This window comes from Arenibacter amylolyticus, from assembly GCF_002150785.1.
GTDB classification, from domain to species: domain Bacteria; phylum Bacteroidota; class Bacteroidia; order Flavobacteriales; family Flavobacteriaceae; genus Arenibacter; species Arenibacter amylolyticus.
The window spans coordinates 14372-32978 of sequence record NZ_MTAZ01000020.1 but is presented as its reverse complement, the minus strand read 5'-3'; the positions used below and the strand labels follow the sequence as shown (position 1 = coordinate 32978).

Below are 18607 nucleotides of genomic sequence, written 5' to 3'. Positions count from 1 at the left end.
GGTAACCAAGGGTAATTCATGGAAAGAACATTAGTAAGACTTAGGAATAGCGGGTTTCACAGGTTTATTAGGAAACATGAGAAGTACGCCCCTATATTTTTCTTTGTTGCTGGTTTTATCTTTGACTCTCTTACCCTAGGACGTATAGATAGGTTATACGATTTAACGGTACTGTGCCTGCATATGACATCTTTGACCCTCACTCTTTTTTTATATAATTTGGCGGATGATGGGTGGTGGAAAAATACGCTTTTAGGTAAGTACGAGGATTATTTACCCTTGGCGATACAATTCTTCTTTGGGGGGCTTTCCAGTGCTTTCGTAATCTATTTTTCTAGAAGTGTCTCCCTATCCAAGACGCTTTCTTTCTTTGTTATTTTAGTGGTATTGCTTTTTGCCAATGAATTGCTTAAAAAAAGAATCTCGAATAAATACCTGCAGTTTGGGGTATACTTTTTCATAAGCTTCACCTTTTTCGCTTTTATGATTCCCGTTTTTATGAGGGAGATGAATACCAAAATTTTTCTAATTTCCGGAGGGGTGAGTTTGGGAATCACCTTGGTGGTGATCCTTGCTATCTATAAAATTAGTCCCAGTACACGGGCAGAGGTACATCTAGGAAAGCTACTGGGGATTATTGTAGGCATTTATACCTTGATCCATGTTTTTTATTTTTTTAAAATGATTCCCCCGGTACCTCTTGCCATGCAGAGTGGAGTGGTAGCACATAAAATAGAGATGAAAAACAACCGCTATTATGTGACGCATGAGAGAGAGGATTGGGAGGTGTTTTGGCGAGATCATCGGTACCACTATATTCACAAGCCTGGGGATGAGGTGTATGTTTTCTCCGCTATTTTTGCACCTACCGACCTTAAAATGGGTGTTTTTCATCGTTGGAACTGGTACAACCCCAGTACAAAAGAATGGGAGGTGGTGGAGGACATAGGCTATGAGATTACTGGAGGCAGGGATGGCGGATTCCGTGGGTATACCTATAAGAATAACGTACAACCAGGTGAATGGAAGGTAGAGGTAATAACGGAGGAGGAGTTGGTATTGGGAGTGATTTCTTTTGAGATAGTGGTAGATGCCACCCAACAACCAAAGAGGTTGATAACGAGGAGGTTTTAAGCTTCTTTCACCTAATGTAGGTTGGTAATGCCTGTTTAGTTTATTGCCTACTTAGGGGGTTGTTTACGTCAATAAGGGACAAGATTGTTTTTGCCCTAACTGTTTTAGCCAAGTACATCTAAAAATCAAGAGTAAGCGAGTAGCATACCGGGGTCAATTTTTCGTTTGGATCTGCCCTTTAACTGTTATGATAATGTTATTTTGAAGGTCCAATTTTTCAATAGGGTTGGATATGCCTACATTTGCAGGATGCAAAAATCACAGCAGCGCCCTCAATTTGAATTTGTAGCTATGATGGCCTCTCTAATGTCCGTTGTAGCTTTAACCATAGACGCTATTCTACCGGCCATGTCCACTATTGGTTTAGACATAGGTAGTTACGATCCTGTAGAGAACCAGAAGTTAATCACCATGATTTTTCTGGGCTTGGGAATTGGACAGTTACTATTGGGGCCGCTATCGGACAGTTTTGGCCGTAAACCTGTGGTGTATTTTGGGTTTGGGATATTTAGCATAGCGAGTCTTATCTGTATTTTTGCCCCATCCCTAGAATGGATGCTGGCAGGACGGATATTACAGGGAGTGGGGCTATCGGCTGCACGCTCTATTAGTATTTCCATGATTCGCGATTCGTACAAAGGGGATTATATGGCCAGGATTATGTCTTTTGTTACGGCCTTCTTTATTTTGGTACCTATTGTAGCGCCTGCCATGGGGAAATTCTTTCTAGACCGATTTGGCTGGGAATCCATCTTTTACATGCAATTGGTGGCCACCTTGGCTATTAGTATATGGTTTTGGAGGCGACAGCCCGAAACCTTAAAACCAGAGCACACTATTAAATTCTCCAAGGATATTTATTTTAAGGGACTTAAGGAATTGATGAGGTATAGGGAGACGGTCGCTTTTACGATTGTTTCTGGGCTAATTACGGGTGCCTTTATGGTGTATTTAAGTGCGGCCCAGCAGATTTTTGAAGACCAGTACGGCTTGGCGGACGACTTCCCATATATCTTTGCTGGATTGGCCATATCGGTAGGGGTGTCTACCTTGTTAAATGGTACCTTGGTAGTTAAATTGGGGATGCGTAGGTTGGCATTAATTTCCCTTAGTTTGTTCTCGGCGGTTTCCCTTATCTATATAAGTTTGTTTTGGAATACCGATAACCCGCCCTTGTGGGTGCTGATCAGTTTCCTTGCGATGCAGTTTTTTAGTTTGGGGTTTATCTTTGGAAACCTCAGGGCCATTGCCATGGAGCCTATTGGACATATTGCGGGTATTGGAGCGGCAATTACCGGCTTTGTTTATACCTTAATCGCCATTCCGATAGCAACCTACATTGGTAGTTTTATGGAGGGAACTACACTTCCACTCTTTGTAGGGTTTGCACTCTGCGGAGGATTATCCCTGTTAATATTTATCGCAGTACGGAGAAGTGCCCTTTTACAGCCTGCCTAGATAACTTTTATATAGCCTGATGCTTTTGACGGTGAGAGAGGTCTTTCCGAGCTTTCTTCTGAAGTTAATTTCCAGGAATAGTCCTGTGTTTAAATTTTGTAGTGACGGCTTCTTTTTGCCATAAGCACTGCATTAGTGATTGCAGCGGCATCCTTTTTTATGGCTATAAAAAAGATATAGCGGAAAGCACGTGCCACTTTATAGAAGCTATAAAGTGGCAATGCCCTCACAAAAAATTAAATATTAAATAATATCCTTTTTAATTTGATCTACCACTTCTGGATTGAGAAGGGTGCTGGTGTCTCCTAGGTTTTCCATATCCCTACTGGCCAATTTCCTTAGGATTCTTCGCATAATCTTCCCGGAGCGGGTCTTAGGCAATCCTCTGGTGAATTGGATGGTATCTAGTTTGGCTATGGGGCCAATATGTTCCGTAATCATTTGGTTGATCTCTTTTCTAAGGTTGTCATGGTCACGGGATTCCCCGGTCTCCTTTAAGGTTACGAAACCATAGAGGGCGCTACCTTTTACATCGTGGGGAACGCCAACGATGGCCGATTCTGAAACGGCCGGATGCTCGTTAATGGAATCTTCAATTGGTGCGGTACCCAGGTTGTGACCAGACACGATGATTACATCATCTACACGGCCGGTGATCCTATAATAGCCTACCTCGTCCCTAAAGGCACCATCGCCTGTGAAATAGTAGTTGGGGTAGGTAGAGAAGTAAGTCTCCTTATATCGCTTGTGATTGCGCCATATAGTCCTCGCCATACCCGGCCATGGGAATTTTATGGACAAGCGGCCATCCACTTGATTGCCTTTTATCTCTTCCCCATGCTCATCCATGATGGCGGGTTGAATCCCAATAAACGGGAGGGTGGCATAGGTGGGTTTGGTAGGGGTTACGTAGGGTATGGGCGTAATCATAATTCCGCCTGTCTCCGTTTGCCACCAAGTGTCTACTATGGGGCTCTTTTTCTTTCCAATTACATCATTATACCAGTGCCATGCTTCTTCGTTTATGGGCTCTCCTACGGACCCCAACACCTTTAGCGAGCTTAGGTCGTGTTTCTTGGTGTATTCTATATTCTGTTTTGCCAACGCTCTAATGGCGGTGGGGGCGGTATAGAATTGGTTTACCTTGTGTTTCTCTACTATCTGCCAAAACCTGCTATAGTCTGGGTAATTGGGTACTCCCTCGAACATAAGGGAGGTGGCGCCATTGGCCAGGGGTCCGTAAACGATATAGCTATGGCCGGTAATCCATCCGATATCTGCCGTACACCAGTACACATCGTTTTCGGTATATTGAAATACATTTTTAAACGTATAGGCGGTATAGACCAGATAGCCCCCGGTAGTATGTACCATTCCTTTGGGGTTCCCAGTAGAGCCAGAAGTATACAGGATAAACAAGGGGTCTTCCGCATCCATAATTTCTGGTTCGCATTCTGGGGATGCCTCGTCTATCAAGGGTTGTAGCCACTTATCACGACCTTCCTTAAAATTAATATCGGCCTTAGTACGTTTTACCAGTAAAACGGTCTCTACCCCAGGGCAGTCTTTAAGTCCTTCGTCTACAATTCCTTTGAGATCTATGTTTTTGGATCCCCTAAAGGAACCATCTGCGGTGATAACCAGCTTACATTCGCTATCATTAATCCTAGACGATAGTGCCGTAGATGAAAATCCGGCAAATACTACGGAATGGATGGCCCCAATACGGGCACATGCAAGTAGGGATATGGTTAGTTCGGGAATCATGGGCAGGTAAATACATACCCGATCTCCTTTTTTTATGCCCTGTTCTTTTAGGACATTGGCCAGTTTACAAACCCTGGCATGTAAATCTTTGTAGGTTATGTGTTCTGCCTCCTCCTCGGGGTTGTTGGGTTCAAAAATAATCGCGGTCTTGTCGCCCCTATTTAATAGGTGACGGTCTATACAGTTTTCAGTAATATTAAGTTTTGCACCCTCAAACCATTTGATTTCCGGAGTACTAAAATTCCAACTTAGGACCTTATCCCATTTCTTACGCCATAAAAAATGTTCTTCAGCGACTTCGCCCCAAAATTTTTCAGGCTCTCGGACAGATTTCCGATACACCTGATAGTATTCCTCCAAATGTTTAATGTGATAATTACTCATGGTTATTTATATTTTTCTATAAAATTATACAAATCCTCCAATTTCCTATAGTTTTGGGAAACGAATTTAAAATTCCGCAAGCTTTTATTGCCAATAATGAGGAGTATTGAAAACGGTCTTTAGGTTTTCCTTTCCATAGGATTTTTTATGCTGGTGATCAATGATCAATGGCGTCACCTGCGCCGCTTGGAATCCGGATATTTTCTACGATGTCCTGGACCTGTGATGGGGGCTCTGGGGTAAAGCGGTTGATAACTAGGGCGGTAGTTAAATTTACGAGCATGGCTACGGTACCAAAACCCTCTGGGGAGATCCCAAACCACCATTCGGATTTATCGGGAAGGGGACCCAGCCATCCCAATTTAAACTTGGCCATATAAAAGAGCATAAGGCTTATCCCTACCACCATACCTCCAATAGCTCCTTCTTTGTTCATTTTTTTATAAAATATTCCCAATACGATGGCAGGGAAAAAGGAAGCAGCTGCCAGGCCAAAGGCTAGTGCTACCACTGCAGCTACAAAACCAGGTGGGTTAATGCCAAAATAGCCTGCAACGATTACGGCTGCGGTGGCTGCCCCACGTGCGGCCCATAATTCTCCTTTTTCGGAGATATTGGGCAGTAATACTTTCTTAATCAGGTCGTGCGATACCGAGGACGAAATTACCAATAACAATCCCGCTGCCGTAGATAGTGCCGCTGCCAGTCCGCCAGCAGCTACTAGGGCGATAACCCAGGGCGGTAGGTTGGCAATTTCTGGATTGGCCAATACCATAATATCGTTATCTACAGTGAGTTCGTTTTGGGTAGGATTGGCGAGGTACTGGATGTTCCCATCCTGGTTTTTGTCTTCAAAATTCAATAGCCCTGTGTTTTCCCAATTTTTAAACCATAGGGGCATGGAGGCATAGGGGCGTTCACTTACGGTGTTGATTAGGTTAATCTTGGAAAAAACAGCGATCGCTGGGGCAGTAGTGTAGAGGATAGCGATCAGCAGCAGTGCCAATCCGGCCGATTTACGGGCATCCCGTACCCTTTTTACGGTAAAGAACCTTACAATAACATGGGGGAGTCCGGCCGTACCCACCATTAAGGCCAGGGTAATGGCAAATACGTCTATGGTAGCTTTGGTGCCATCGGTATAAGCAGCAAAACCCAATTCTGTGGAGAGTCCGTCTAAACGGTCCAGTAAAAAGGTGCCGGAGCCATCGTTTAAGGTGCCACCCATTCCCAATTGAGGAATGGGATTCCCGGTCATTTGAAGTGAAATAAAAATGGCAGGTACCATAAAGGCAAATATTAGGACGCAGTACTGTGCTACTTGGGTATAGGTAATTCCTTTCATGCCGCCCAAAACTGCATAAAACAGAACAATGGCCATGCCTATGAGCACCCCGGTATTGATATCTACCTGTAAAAATCTGGAAAAGACCACACCAACGCCGCGCATTTGTCCGGCTACATAGGTAAAGGATACGATTAAAGCGCAAAAAACGGCTACCAATCTTGCTGCATTGGAATAGTAGCGTTCCCCAATAAAGTCTGGGACGGTATATTTCCCAAATTTCCTTAGGTAGGGCGCTAGGAGTAGTGCCAGGAGTACATAGCCGCCGGTCCATCCCATGAGGTACACGGAGCCATCATATCCAGCAAAGGCTATAATACCCGCCATGGATATGAATGAAGCAGCGGACATCCAGTCGGCCGCAGTGGCCATTCCGTTGGCCAGCGGGGATACGCCACCGCCGGCTACATAAAATTCTTTGGTAGAGCCCGCTCTAGACCAAATAGCAATTCCGATGTACAGGGCAAAGGTAATTCCGACGAGAAGGTAGGTCCAGGTTTGAACGCTCATAGCGGTTGGTTTAGGGGTTTGGTCTGGTGGGTTTTACTCGTTATAGCCGTATTTCTTATCCAATTTATTCATTAGTCGAACATAGATAAAGATGAGGATTACAAATACGTAAATGGAACCCTGTTGCGCAAACCAAAAGCCAAGTTTAAATCCGCCTATTTTAAACGAGTTTAGGAAGTCTTTAAAGAGAATCCCCGCTCCAAAGGAGACTGCCAACCAGATGGAAAGTAGTATAAAGAGGTAGCGGACATTTTCCTTCCAGTAGGCGGTGGCCTTCTTTTGTTTGTCTTCCATGGGGTGGGTCTTTAAAGAATGCTTATTGGTGTTTTGCAGTTTCCAAGGTAAGGATTTTTTATATTTAGACCGTATTTTTTTTAGGAAGGTAGGAAGATTACCCCGCCAGAACTATCGCGTTTTGCCCCTGTGACGGATCGCAGGCAATTGATAGCGTTTTCTTCCCGCAATACCCCCATAAGGGCAAATACGAGGGCTTCTTTAAATTCTACCAAAGTTTTGGAAGGTTTTATCACTTTGGTTTTATCGCCTACTTTTTCTTGTAGCGTATCCATTAAAAAACCGTTAAGGGCACCACCGCCAGTAACCAGCAGGGTGTTTTCCGTTTTACTTTTTTGTAGGTTTAGTTGTTTTGCTATCTGCTCGCAAATATGATGGATACTGGTGTGCAAAAGATTTTCTATGCTGTCTTGGGTAGCGTCAACAATGGGGGCTACCTTCTCTACAAACCACTCATAACCGATGGATTTTGGGAAGGGTAGTTGGTAATATTCCAGCTGGTTCAATTGGCCAAGCATGCTTTGGTTTATACTGCCTTTTTTTGCCATTGCCCCGTCTTTGTCATAGTTCAGGTTTATTTTTTGGGTAATATGGTTTAGGATCATATTTGCGAGTCCAATATCGTAGGCTAGGCGGTTGCCGTTGCGTTCAAAGGAAATATTGCTGATCCCCCCTAGGTTGAGGCAAAAATCGTACTCCCCAAAAAAGAGTCGGTCTCCAATGGGTACTAGTGGAGCCCCTTGTCCGCCCAGAGCCACGTCATGGGTGCGAAAATCGCATATCGTCTTCCTGCCACTTTCGTTGGCTAGGTGTTGCCCAGATCCAATTTGAAAGGTGAGTCCCAATTGAGGCTGGTGGTGGGTAGTGTGCCCGTGGCTAGCGATGAAATCTACCTCTAGGGAGTGCAATTCTATAAACTCCCTACATTGTTTACCCAACCAAGTTCCGTAGGTATTGTGAAGTTGAAGGAGTTCTTCTGCAGGAAGGAAAATTGCATTTTTCAATTGCTCCTTCAGCGCTTCGGAATAGTCGATACTATGCGTATTCTTTAGGGAAAAGTCCCATCCAGTGGTCGTTTTCCAAATATGGCAATAGGCGAGGTCTAGCCCATCCAAGGAAGTGCCAGACATGAGCCCTAAAACTTTGTAGATTTTCATTCCTTCCAAAATGTTTTTTATTTTATGGCATCGTACAGTAGCTGTTGAATATTGGTACGGGTGTTCAATTTATACAGTGTGGTATTCTCCCGTGTAGGTAGTACCCTATTGGAGAGAAACAGGTATAAGAGTTCTTCTTGTGGATCTACCCATGCCATAATTCCAGTAAATCCTGTATGTCCAAAACTGTCGCTACTGGCATCTTTGGCGGTACTGCTATTTTCCCCAAGGTATTTTAGGAAGGGTTTGTTAAAGCCTAGACCTCGATGGTTATTGTTCTCCGGGAACTGAGTCTTGGTAAACTCCTTTAGCGTGCTCTCCGAAATAAATTGGTCGCCTCCATACGTACCTCCATTGAGGTACATTTGCATTAATTTGGCCAAGTCGTTCGCATTGGAAAAGAGTCCGGCATTGGCAGAGATACCTCCCATCATAGCAGCGCCCTCGTCGTGAACGGTCCCATGGACGGGTCTGTGTCTAAATAGAAAATCGTGCTCCGTGGGTACAATCCGTTGGCTATCAAATTTTTGATTCGGATTATGGGTCAGGGTAGTTGCTCCCAGCTTATCATAGAAATTCTGATTTACATAATCCACATAATCTTCCTGGGTGATCTCCTCTATGATAGTGGGTAGTAGCATAAACAGCAAGCCCGAATATTTGTATTCTTCTTTCTCTAGGAGGGGCGACTTCTTAATCGCCTTAAATATTTTCTTTTGATAGTTGCGATGCAACCACATATTGGTGCCGATCTTTATTGGAAATCGGGCAGAGGAGTCCTTTTTAATGGTGCTCCACTTATAGCTGCCATTTTTTCTTAGGGTATTTTTCCAGTAGGTAATGTAGGGGGTGAATTTTGCCTGATGGGCTAGGATTTCCCTAAAATTGGCATCGGCCTTATTAGAGTTTTTAAAATAACGCAGGTAGTCGGCAATTCCCTTATCCAGATCAAATTTCCCCTCATCGTATAGTTTCATAATTGCAGGGAGGGCCGATGATATTTTGGTCACGGATGCCAGGTCGTACAGGTCGCCCAGCTGTACCTTGGTGGTGTCGTTGTATTTTTGGTGTCCGTAGGCCTTGTGCAGCACTACCTTACCGTTTTTTGCCACTAAAATTTGTGCTCCTGGGGTTGCCTTGGCATTTATTGCCTGGTTCATTAAGGAGTCTACTCCCTGGTAAAGGGTTTTAGAATCCATGCCGGCATCCTCGGGCAGGGTATATTTTAATCGTATGCCGCCTTCCACGCTTAGTCCGTCCCCGGCCTTATACTTTTTGCCGATCCCAACCGGTAGCTTTCCGTTGGCACCCACACCACCAAAGATTAATTGTGCTGCCAAATCTTGGGCAGAAGGGCTATCCTGATAGGTAGCTATAAGGCCCTTGGCATTTTCCAAATTAGGTAATTTGTCAATGGAATAGGGGTTTTTAAAATAGGCTACGACTGTTTTATTATAGGGGAGTGTTTTAATAAACCCTTGGACCGATTCCGAAAATGGAATATTGTTTCTGGGTCTGAGGCTATTGTCGTGCACCCCCACTAGGATTACATTGTACTGTGGAAATGCTTTTTGAATGGCCGCTACTTCTTCTTGATTCGCCTCTGTGGGTAGCGTATAATGGTCCATCTCCTGATAAAGGTTTAGTGTTTCCTGGAACTTGGTCTTCTTATCGGCCCCAATGGAAATACTCATAATCTTCAGGGTGTCCAAGCGTTTTAAGGGTAGGGTGTTTTCCTTGTTATTTAGGACGGTTAACGAGGCTTCCGTTAGTTTCCGCTCCAATAACAAGGCCTTTGGATTGTTGATGTCCTCCAAGAGATTGGCGAGGGGTATGGGCTGATACTGGTGTAGGTTTACCCATTGTTTGGCTGCTAGGATTTTACGCACCCTGGCATCCACTGTTTTTTGGGAAATGATGCCCTTGTCTACAGCGTTTTTTATCTCAGTAACTGCTTTGGCAACATCCTGTACAAGTTCCAAAACGTCATTGCCTGCCAAAACGGCTTTTTTATCTACCACCCCGGGTTGATTGCCTTTGGTTACCCCTTTCATTTCCATGGCATCGGTAACGATTAAGCCTTTAAAACCCAGCTGCTCTTGTAATAGGTCGGTGATGATTGCTTTGGAAAGGGTAGAGGGTTCTCCGGAGGGATCTAGGGCAGGGATATTTAAATGAGCCACCATCATTCCGTTGATTCCGGCGTTTATAAGTTCCTTAAACGGATACAATTCCAAATCGTGCAAACGTTTCAAGTCATGATTAATCTGCGGGAGATCGTAATGGGAATCCGTATTGGTATCTCCATGCCCCGGAAAATGTTTGGCTGTGGTGATGAGGCCACCATCTTGCATCCCCCGCATATAGGCGATGCTCTTTTTGGCCACCTTGTACTTATCTTCCCCAAAGGAGCGATAGTTGATTACCGGATTATCGGGGTTATTGTTCACATCGGCCACGGGTGCAAAGTTGAGGTGTAGCCCCACTCTTTTAATCTGATGTGCCATTTCCAACCCCATTTCATAGATGAGATCATCATTTTGTATGGCTCCCAATGCCATCTGATATGGAAAGCTAATGGTGTTGTCTAACCGCATCCCTAGTCCCCATTCGGCATCAATGGCACCCATTAGGGGTACTTTGGAAGCTTCTTGGTATTCGTTCATCAGTGTTACTTGGGTGACGGGGTCACCCTGGAAAAACACCAATCCCCCAATGTTCCATTCCTCAATGGTCTGAAGGATATTTTCCCTGTGTTCTGGCCCCCGATTAGAGTAGGCAGACACCCATATTAGCTGCCCAATTCGCTCTTTGGGCGTCATCGATTTCATGATGGAATCTACCCATGAACTATGGGTGTATTTTAGGAATTCAGGAGTCTTTGTAGTGTCTTCCTGCGCCTGTGCGAGCTGAAAAAGCAGACAGAAGGCGATGAGTAAGGATGTTTTTTTAATAAACATGTTAGTGGTAATTATTATACTTTAATATAGATTCTTTTTTTGTCCAATACATAGCCTATAAGCCACATTACGATTATAAAACTAATGGCAAAAGCAAGGGAAGCATTTATGTTGTCTAACCAGCTTAAATATAGGTTTTTATAGATCCAGGAATGTAGGGAGGTCCCATTAATTTGAATAAAACCTAGGAGTTTTGCAACCACCCCTGAAAGTACATAAATGAACAAGGGATTTTTTCCAAAAGCCTCAAAGAAGTAAGCCCATTTCTTAAGGTTCCATAGCTCTAAAACATAGATTAATATGGCTAGGACTATTAGCGTCCAACCCACGCTATACAGTACATAGGAGCTGGTCCAGATAGGTTTGTTAATCGGGAAAAAAGGATCCCAAAGAAGCGCCACGGCAAGTAATAGTACGCCAGCGCCAATTAATTTTAATACGGTTTTGAGCTGCTTGCCCGATTTTTGTATAAAGACGCCCGCTGCGTATCCTGCAATAACGTTCACGGTGGCGGTTAGCGTGCTTAAAAGTCCTTCGGGATCAAAGACAATACCAAAGCCTTTGTAAATATTTTCGGGTCTAAAAATAAGATTGTCAAACTTTAAAGCGGCATTGTTTTCCAAGCTATAGGGCAGGGGGGAAGATCCAAAAAAGTACATAATAGCCCAATAGACAAATAGGATAACAACCCCTACGATTACGGACTTTTTTAGTTTTAAATAATGAATGATGAGCGCTCCAAAGAGGTAACATAGGGCAATCCGTTGCAAGACGCCCATGATCCGGATATTGGCAAGGTTTTTAAACGCGATTCCACCATCGGTGCGATAGATAAAAGGGAAGGCATTCAAGAGGAGACCGATTAGGAATATGGCTCCTGCACGTTTAAATATTTTTCTTAGAATCGCAGCATTGCCGAGCTGCTCGTATTTTCGCATACTAAAGCTCATGGCGGTTCCTACTACAAATAAAAAGGACGGGAAAACCCAATCTGTTGGGGTAAATCCATGCCATGCGGCGTGTTTAAGTGGGGGATAGATGCTAGACCAGCTTCCAGGGTTGTTTACCATGATCATTAAGGCGATGGTCATACCTCGCAGGATATCCAAGGCATAGTATCTTTTCGTAAGCGTTTTCTCCATTTGGTGTTGGTTTTTTAAAGATTTAGGACAGGTTTGAACCTGCGGTTTAGTTGATATTCAAATCTCTAAAAGTAAGGTTTTTTTTCAGAATCGATAGTGGTATTACCCTTATTTTTAAGGTGTTTTGAGGGATTTATGGCAGTTTTTGAAAAAAAGTGGGGGTTTTGTGGGTAATGCTGGGTAAATCCTTGGTTACGAAGGGGCGTAGCTTTATATTTAAGGTTTGTGATTTGTAAGAAAGATCCAACTGGAAATTTAACTAATAACTAATCTATTTCTGTATTTATGAACACGCATCTAATGGGCAGATTCCCCTTTATTTCCTATGGGGTAAATCCTTGGCCTGTCCTTCTTTTTCTTTTGCTATCCATTTCTTTTTCGCTTCCTACCTTTTCCCAGGAGTTGGTATTGGACTGGAAACCTAGGGAAGACCTGAATATTGTGCTACCCAAGTCCGTAAAGGTCTATGACGCTGCTGGTACCTTAAAGGATGGTGAACCTATACGTGCCGTTTATGCAAAAGTTGATTTGCGGGACGATAATCTCTACCTGCGATCTATTGGGAGCAATACCCTAAGAGAGACCACTTTGGAAACAAAGCGTAAGCATGGAGGAATTTTGGCAATCAATGGGGGGTATTTTGCTCCCAACCGTTCCGTGAGTCTCATTGTACAGGATGGCAAGACGGTAGCTCCCGGGCCTACTGGGGATGTAGCCCGTGGGGCCTTTGGGATGGTAAATGGGCTGCCAGAAATTGTGTGGTCTTCCGGATCTGCGGAGTTGGGGACCCTTTGGAAATACCCTACGCCCCAGGAAGCATCCAAGCGTGAAGTTTGGAATCCGGAGCAGGCGGTAGGTGCCGGGCCGGTATTGATAAAAAACGGGAAGATACAGGTAACATCGGCCGAAGAAGGCTTTGGTAAAAACCTGTTAATCAGGCATCCCAGAAGTGCTATAGGATATGTGGATAAACATACGTTGTTGTTGATGGTGGTAGATGGGCGCCAAGCGGCCAGTGTGGGGGTCACTTTAGAGGAGTTGGCAGCGCTACTATTGGGAGTGGGCGCCAAAGAAGCTGTTAATTTGGATGGGGGTGGCTCCTCTGCCATGGTAGCCAGTACCGAGGTGGTGAATGTTCCCACCGATATTACCGGTGGTAATAGAAATAGTTTGCGAAATAATGCGGGAGCCCTGGTGTTATCCGAAAAAGTACCCGGGAAACGCGGGGAAGTCATTATTTTGGATACCGAGAGTGCTGCCTATTCCGAGGTAGGAATTTGGAAAAGCAGTAAGGACAATAATTATTACGGACAGAGTCCCGCACGGCGTAGTGCGGTAAACCATATAAACAAGGCTATCTACCAATTAGAGGGTATACAAAGGAAAAAGTACCAACTAGGGGTCTGGTATGTTTCGGATAAAACGCATTCGGATGAGGTGTATTATGTGTTACACAGCAGGGCTGGTAGCGATACTTTGTCTGTAAACCAGCAATCCATAGATCAACCCGGGAAATGGGAGGTGTTGGGATCCTTTCAACTTGGTGCCGGAGATGCCATTGAAATTGTTGGAGGCGGGGAAGGATGGTTTACTGCAGATGCTATCCGACTCGTATCCGATGGCGATGGCCCTGAGCTTCCACAGCGTGGCGACCTGAGGATTGCGGTGATCAGTGATCTAAATTCTGGTTTGGGAGCGGCAGATTATGAGTGGCAGGTGGATAGTATTTTACAGCGAATCCCACGTATTTGGAAACCAGATCTAGTTTTATGCGGAGGGGATATGGTGGCCGGAATGGGGGTGTCCGATACGGTGCAGCTTCAAAAGATGTGGGCGGGATTCAACAAACATATCATGGACCCCTTGGATAAGGCAGAAATTCCCTTTGCCTTTACCGTGGGCAATCACGATGGTCCTAGATCCTACCCAATAGAACACACAGCAACCAGAAAATTTTGGGAGGAGCATATCGATAGAACCCGACTCAATTTTGTGGATCGTTCCCATTTTCCGCACTACTATTCCTTTGAGCAGAACGGGGTGTTTATAGTTTCATGGGAGGCCTCCTCATCCGTAATCACACAAGAGAATTTGGATTGGATGGAAAAACAGTTCCAAACTCCAGCAGCGAAAAATGCCAACGTACGGGTGGTTATTGGGCATATGCCCCTATACGGGGTAGCTCAGGGAAGGGACTCCAAAGGGAATCTCTTAGAAAACCCCAAAAAGCTACAACGATTATTGGAGGAGTATAAGGTACATACGTATATCAGTGGGCACCAGCATGCCTATTATCCCGGTAAAAAAGGGGGATTGGAATTGTTGAATGCTGGGGCGGCGGGATCTGGGCCCCGTGCTTGGTTGGGGATCAATGAGGCTCCGGAAAATACGATTACTATTGTAGACCTCTTTGATGAAGGTAAACGATGGGAGTACACTACCTACCATATTAAGGAAAGGGATGCTTCTAAGATGGAAGTTTTGGAAACTTCTAGGTATCCCTCCGCTATGTTTGGGGTACATGGGCATATCATCCGTAGGGATATAGATACTAATTTCTCACAGGCCAAGGGGCAATTTAGGCTGGTGAGCGATGCTGGGACAGGCCCAACCCAGATGGGGGAAGGAGAGGTATCCTCGGATATCCGCGGCAACACTTTATTGTTGGAGGGGCAATTAGCATTGTCCGAAGGTAGGTTTCCCAAAGAACTAGAGGTTCTCTTGGGACTGGGCAGGAATACCGAAGCCAGTGAAACCATTAAAACTTTAAAGGTGACGCGAAATAAAAAAGGCTTGCTCACCTTTAAGGGGGAATTGGCGATGGACCAGGATCTAAGGGAGGCCCTTGCGGTAGGGGCAATAAACGTGGTGGTACGTTTTGGGGATCAGGTTTATAGAACCCAGCTCTACCCAGCGGGAAATAGGGCACCGGAAACTTCTGAAATTGTTTCCCACCCATCCAAGAATACCTATGGGATTAGAAATATGGAAACCATGTATGAGGTATCCTGGAAACCCGCGGCGGACCAGGATGGGGATTTTGTTTCCTACACCTATCAATTGGCAAGGGACCCCCATTTTAAAGAACTTCTCTGGCAAAAGCAAACGGGTAGGGAGCCTAGGTTTAAAACCTTGGAAAGTAAATGGTACCAGCATTTAGAAGCTCTTAAGGAGGGAGAGTCCCAGGTTTTTTACCACAGGGTGATAAGCTCGGATGGGAGTAATAGTACCACTAGCAGCACTCAAAAGTTAGCCTTGATAAAATCTGATGAACCCTTGGAAGATTTTGCCGAAATAGTAGCGCCCAATTACGAGTTTGTAGAGAAAATAGTGCCCTCCGGAGGGGGGTATGGTGCCGTTTGGGACGGGAGTAATAAAATTTGGATGGCCAATTATAGCAAGGGGTTTGTGATTAGAACCGCGGAGGGGAAGTCTGCCAGTTTTTCGCCTTTGCAATCGGTTACCATAAAAGGGGTTGAGTATAGGCTTAGTCCCGTGAACGGGGTGGGGGTAGATTTGGATGGGCATATCCTGGCAGGAATCAATAGACGTCTCATTAAGATAGATGCCCATACCGGGGAGGGCATAGCCGTTTGGGAGGTGCCCCCTGGGCAGCGGGCCATTACGGCGCCGAGGGTAACGGATACAGGAGAGATTTACGCCATGTCTCTTTTTGCGGATGATTTAAATTATGTGTTGCGACAGAATGATGAGGATCCTTCTACATTTGATTTGGTAAGGACGTTATCCCTAAAGAATAGGATTTTGGCCCGTACTTTTGACATGAGCCCTGATGGAACTACCCTGTATTTTCCAGATCCGGGGGCCGCTAAAATACAGGTGTTTACCAGTGAGGACGGGCAGCAATATAGGGAAGAAGAGCCTATTGCCAGTACCTACGGGGGGAGCAGTGCCTTGCGTGTGCCGAGGAAGGGGGCGTTGTATGTGGCTACCCGATCTAGTGGAATTTCACCTTCCACCTTTCATTTTAGGGATGATGAAAAGAAACAGGTCTGGACCTTGGAGCTACCGGAATTGGACGGAGCGGAACCCAGGGGGCTGGGTGTATCCCCGGATGAAAAGACCCTAATCTTTTGTAGTTGGGATAAAGGTGGGGGCTATTATATGTATCGATTGAAGGAGTAGGGGGAAGACACATCTAATCCTGAGCGCGAATTACGGTAAGGGGCAAAGGTGCTGATTGTAGTCTGCCAGCTAGGTTGTTATGTGCATTAAAATATGTTTTGGATGTTATAAGTCCATTGGTACTAACCGTGTCAATGGACTTAATTTTCAACGAATGACAAAAATTATGGAAACAGGATTATTGTCGTTGTTAATCACTTCGTGTATAGATTCTAGCTGTAACTTAGACTGTTTAAATACGTGCATCCAATCCTGAAGTGTGCGGGCATACCAAGAATGGCCTTGGGTAAAATTACCAGGAAGCCCTTTCCAAGAATCGGGTATCCATTGACTTTTGTATTCAAGGTCGTTTTCCTTCAAAAAAAATGGATGTAGAGTCTGAATGACTATTTGTCCATTATTGGATAGGGAGTTTTTAACTTGTTGAAGGAGAGTGCTTAATCCTTCCTTTTGGTATAAGCAAAAGTTAAAAACAGCGGCGTCATAGGGAGTTTCGGGAATGGACTTACCATCGATAATTTCTTTGTAAGTTAATTGGTAGTAGGTGCCAGGTCCTTTTTTTCTGGCGTTTACTAACAGTTCATTAGTGGCATCCAAACCAATTGCCTTTTTGCCATTTTGAATAAGGCTGCGTGTAAGCCATCCTTCCCCACAGCCTACATCCAATATTTTGGATACGGATAAATTGTTCAGCAGCTCCAAAATAGCCCTGTTGGTGAATTTTCTAGATTCTATTTCGGAGTTATCCATTAAATTAATCCATTCCCTTGCATTCTTATTCCAGGATGTTATAATATCGTTCTCCATGGTCCTATAGTCTTATTGATTAAATTGACTAAGTTGATTCACTAAAATAATTTATTTCGACAGGATTCACCTATCGAAATAAATAATTCCTTTACGCTAAGGCCCGTATATAGCAAAGCATATACGGGCCTTTTGGTAGAAAGTCTCACCTGAATTTTAGATGGATGGGTCTGGCGGTGTATTACTATTATTATCCCTTTCCGTATTAGGATAAGGATAAAAGTTCCTATTTCTTTCATCGGTAAATACCTTAGCACTAGGGGTGGGCTCTGGGCGTCCAAATCTCCGACTGTCTTCCAAGCTAGTACCTGTTAGGAACAACTCCAGTCTGCGATTGAGATAAACCTCATCCAACAAAGCATCGATAGACATATCACCAGCATATTCTCCAATATTCGCATTTACCCCAAAAATATCGTCGTTGTCGGTCCTAACTGCATTAATTGCTTCAACGGCGGCAGATAGGTCAGTAGAACTTTTTCTGAGATTGGCTTCTGCGATAATAAGATTCATCTCATCGGGGAGATATATGGGGATAGATTCCGTACCACTTTCTTCATCAAAAAAGCCAGCGAGGTCTTCGATGGGTAATTGATTGATGTTCAGCTCATCCAAGGCCACTAAATAAAAGTCGGTACGACCATCATTGGCATCTATGGTAAAGGAGTCTGGTAATCCAAAGTTATCCCTAGGTTTAAAATTGGGAAGGTTGTTTTGAAAAACTCTACTCCATACAGGGTTTAAATTTTGGGAGTCATAGGTAAACACCGAGCCAACGGTTTGATCTACCGCGTTGGCCGAGGTAATAGCTGCTTCATAATTTCCGGCATACAAGTTATATCTTGCTGCCATGGCCTGTATGGTATTCGTTAAATCGATATTTCCCCTTAAGATTTCTGAATTGAATTCTGCCGATATTGGGGTAGTGGAAATTAGGGTCATTGCTTCGTTAAGGAGTGCTACAGCCGTATTATAAGCTTCTGTCCTGGATACAAAAGGTGCATTTCCGTCCCTATCTATGGCAACGATTACCTGTTCAAAGTTTTGTGCCAAACTTCCAATAGCCATTGCCTTAAAAAGATTTGAAAAAGCCACCAAGCCACTCTTGGTACCCTCATCTACAGATAAATTTGGTGCATTTGTTGCGACGTCCTCAGAAATTGATATTACCCGTAACATCGTAGACCAAAGTCCAACTATATTGGAGGTAGAATTAGGGATATCCCCACCGTCCTCCAAATCGATCATATTTTGAAAGGTGGTGGTAATTCCCACTTCCCTAGTGGTTACTGCTGGAGTTTCCACGATCCATCGCATTCCTGTAGTGGCATATAATTGTTGCATACCAATGGTTGCCGCAAATATGCCCTCCCTCGAGGAAAATACTTGATTGTCCGTCGCCGCGTTTGGGTTCTCGAAATCAGTTTCGCATGAAATTAGTATCAAAACACTGATAAGACAGGTAATTGCCGTTATATTGAATTTTATGAATTTTTTCATCGT

General features: G+C 44.3%; 11 protein-coding genes. 3 read left to right on the top strand and 8 right to left on the bottom strand.

Annotation, left to right across the window (positions count from 1 at the left end; all coding sequences use genetic code 11):
• Positions 1-18 precede the first annotated feature (18 nt).
• Together BV214_RS09840 and BV214_RS09835 are read left to right on the top strand one after the other, a co-directional pair.
• Positions 19-1134 (top strand): DUF2914 domain-containing protein, encoded by a 1116-nt coding sequence (locus tag BV214_RS09840; protein WP_086477339.1) that lies wholly within the window; start codon positions 19-21, stop codon positions 1132-1134.
• Between the two features lie 249 nt (positions 1135-1383).
• Positions 1384-2592, top strand: coding sequence for a multidrug effflux MFS transporter (locus BV214_RS09835; RefSeq protein WP_086477338.1), 1209 nt, complete (start codon positions 1384-1386; stop codon positions 2590-2592).
• A 243-nt stretch (positions 2593-2835) separates the two neighbouring features.
• On the opposite strand, the gene acs is transcribed toward BV214_RS09835, so the two are convergent.
• From acs to BV214_RS09805, 6 genes are all read right to left on the bottom strand, one after another.
• Complete coding sequence (gene acs, locus BV214_RS09830; protein ID WP_086477337.1) at positions 2836-4743, bottom strand: acetate--CoA ligase; 1908 nt, start codon at positions 4741-4743, stop codon at positions 2836-2838.
• A 157-nt stretch (positions 4744-4900) separates the two neighbouring features.
• A complete protein-coding gene (locus BV214_RS09825) occupies positions 4901-6598 on the bottom strand; it encodes a sodium:solute symporter family protein (protein ID WP_086477336.1) in 1698 nt (565 codons plus the stop codon).
• Positions 6599-6631: 33 nt separating this feature from the next.
• Entirely contained in the window at positions 6632-6892 is a 261-nt protein-coding gene (locus tag BV214_RS09820; RefSeq protein ID WP_086477335.1) for a DUF4212 domain-containing protein, read from the bottom strand.
• A gap of 80 nt (positions 6893-6972) precedes the next feature.
• Positions 6973-8049 (bottom strand): anhydro-N-acetylmuramic acid kinase, encoded by a 1077-nt coding sequence (locus BV214_RS09815; protein WP_086477334.1) that lies wholly within the window; start codon positions 8047-8049, stop codon positions 6973-6975.
• Positions 8050-8066: 17 nt separating this feature from the next.
• The gene (locus BV214_RS09810; protein ID WP_086477333.1) at positions 8067-11009 is read right to left on the bottom strand and encodes a glycoside hydrolase family 3 N-terminal domain-containing protein; all 2943 of its coding nucleotides are present in this window, start codon (positions 11007-11009) and stop codon (positions 8067-8069) included.
• Positions 11010-11023: 14 nt separating this feature from the next.
• On the bottom strand, positions 11024-12151 hold the full coding sequence (locus BV214_RS09805) for an acyltransferase family protein (protein WP_086477332.1): 1128 nt from the start codon (positions 12149-12151) through the stop codon (positions 11024-11026).
• 285 nt (positions 12152-12436) lie between these two features.
• Between BV214_RS09805 and BV214_RS09800 the strand changes: the two genes are divergently transcribed.
• Positions 12437-16297 (top strand): phosphodiester glycosidase family protein, encoded by a 3861-nt coding sequence (locus tag BV214_RS09800; RefSeq protein ID WP_086477331.1) that lies wholly within the window; start codon positions 12437-12439, stop codon positions 16295-16297.
• A gap of 147 nt (positions 16298-16444) precedes the next feature.
• Here the strand turns inward: BV214_RS09800 and BV214_RS09795 are convergent, their stop codons facing one another.
• Both BV214_RS09795 and BV214_RS09790 read right to left on the bottom strand, forming a co-directional pair.
• Positions 16445-17104, bottom strand: a complete 660-nt coding sequence (locus BV214_RS09795; RefSeq protein ID WP_086477330.1) for a class I SAM-dependent methyltransferase — start codon at positions 17102-17104, stop codon at positions 16445-16447.
• 156 nt (positions 17105-17260) lie between these two features.
• Positions 17261-18604: a RagB/SusD family nutrient uptake outer membrane protein gene (locus BV214_RS09790; protein WP_086477329.1), complete on the bottom strand. Its 1344-nt coding sequence runs from the start codon at positions 18602-18604 to the stop codon at positions 17261-17263.
• Positions 18605-18607: the final 3 nt, after the last annotated feature.

Excerpts from the sequence above, each read along its gene's own strand:
- BV214_RS09805 (WP_086477332.1), bottom strand. The coding sequence starts at position 12,151 with ATGGAGAAAACGCTTACGAAAAGATACTATGCCTTGGATATCCTGCGA.
- BV214_RS09840 (WP_086477339.1), top strand. The coding sequence starts at position 19 with ATGGAAAGAACATTAGTAAGACTTAGGAATAGCGGGTTTCACAGGTTT.
- BV214_RS09825 (WP_086477336.1), bottom strand. The coding sequence starts at position 6,598 with ATGAGCGTTCAAACCTGGACCTACCTTCTCGTCGGAATTACCTTTGCC.
- BV214_RS09815 (WP_086477334.1), bottom strand. The coding sequence starts at position 8,049 with ATGAAAATCTACAAAGTTTTAGGGCTCATGTCTGGCACTTCCTTGGAT.
- BV214_RS09820 (WP_086477335.1), bottom strand. The coding sequence starts at position 6,892 with ATGGAAGACAAACAAAAGAAGGCCACCGCCTACTGGAAGGAAAATGTC.
- BV214_RS09790 (WP_086477329.1), bottom strand. The coding sequence starts at position 18,604 with ATGAAAAAATTCATAAAATTCAATATAACGGCAATTACCTGTCTTATC.
- BV214_RS09810 (WP_086477333.1), bottom strand. The coding sequence starts at position 11,009 with ATGTTTATTAAAAAAACATCCTTACTCATCGCCTTCTGTCTGCTTTTT.
- acs (WP_086477337.1), bottom strand. The coding sequence starts at position 4,743 with ATGAGTAATTATCACATTAAACATTTGGAGGAATACTATCAGGTGTAT.
- BV214_RS09800 (WP_086477331.1), top strand. The coding sequence starts at position 12,437 with ATGAACACGCATCTAATGGGCAGATTCCCCTTTATTTCCTATGGGGTA.
- BV214_RS09795 (WP_086477330.1), bottom strand. The coding sequence starts at position 17,104 with ATGGAGAACGATATTATAACATCCTGGAATAAGAATGCAAGGGAATGG.
- BV214_RS09835 (WP_086477338.1), top strand. The coding sequence starts at position 1,384 with ATGCAAAAATCACAGCAGCGCCCTCAATTTGAATTTGTAGCTATGATG.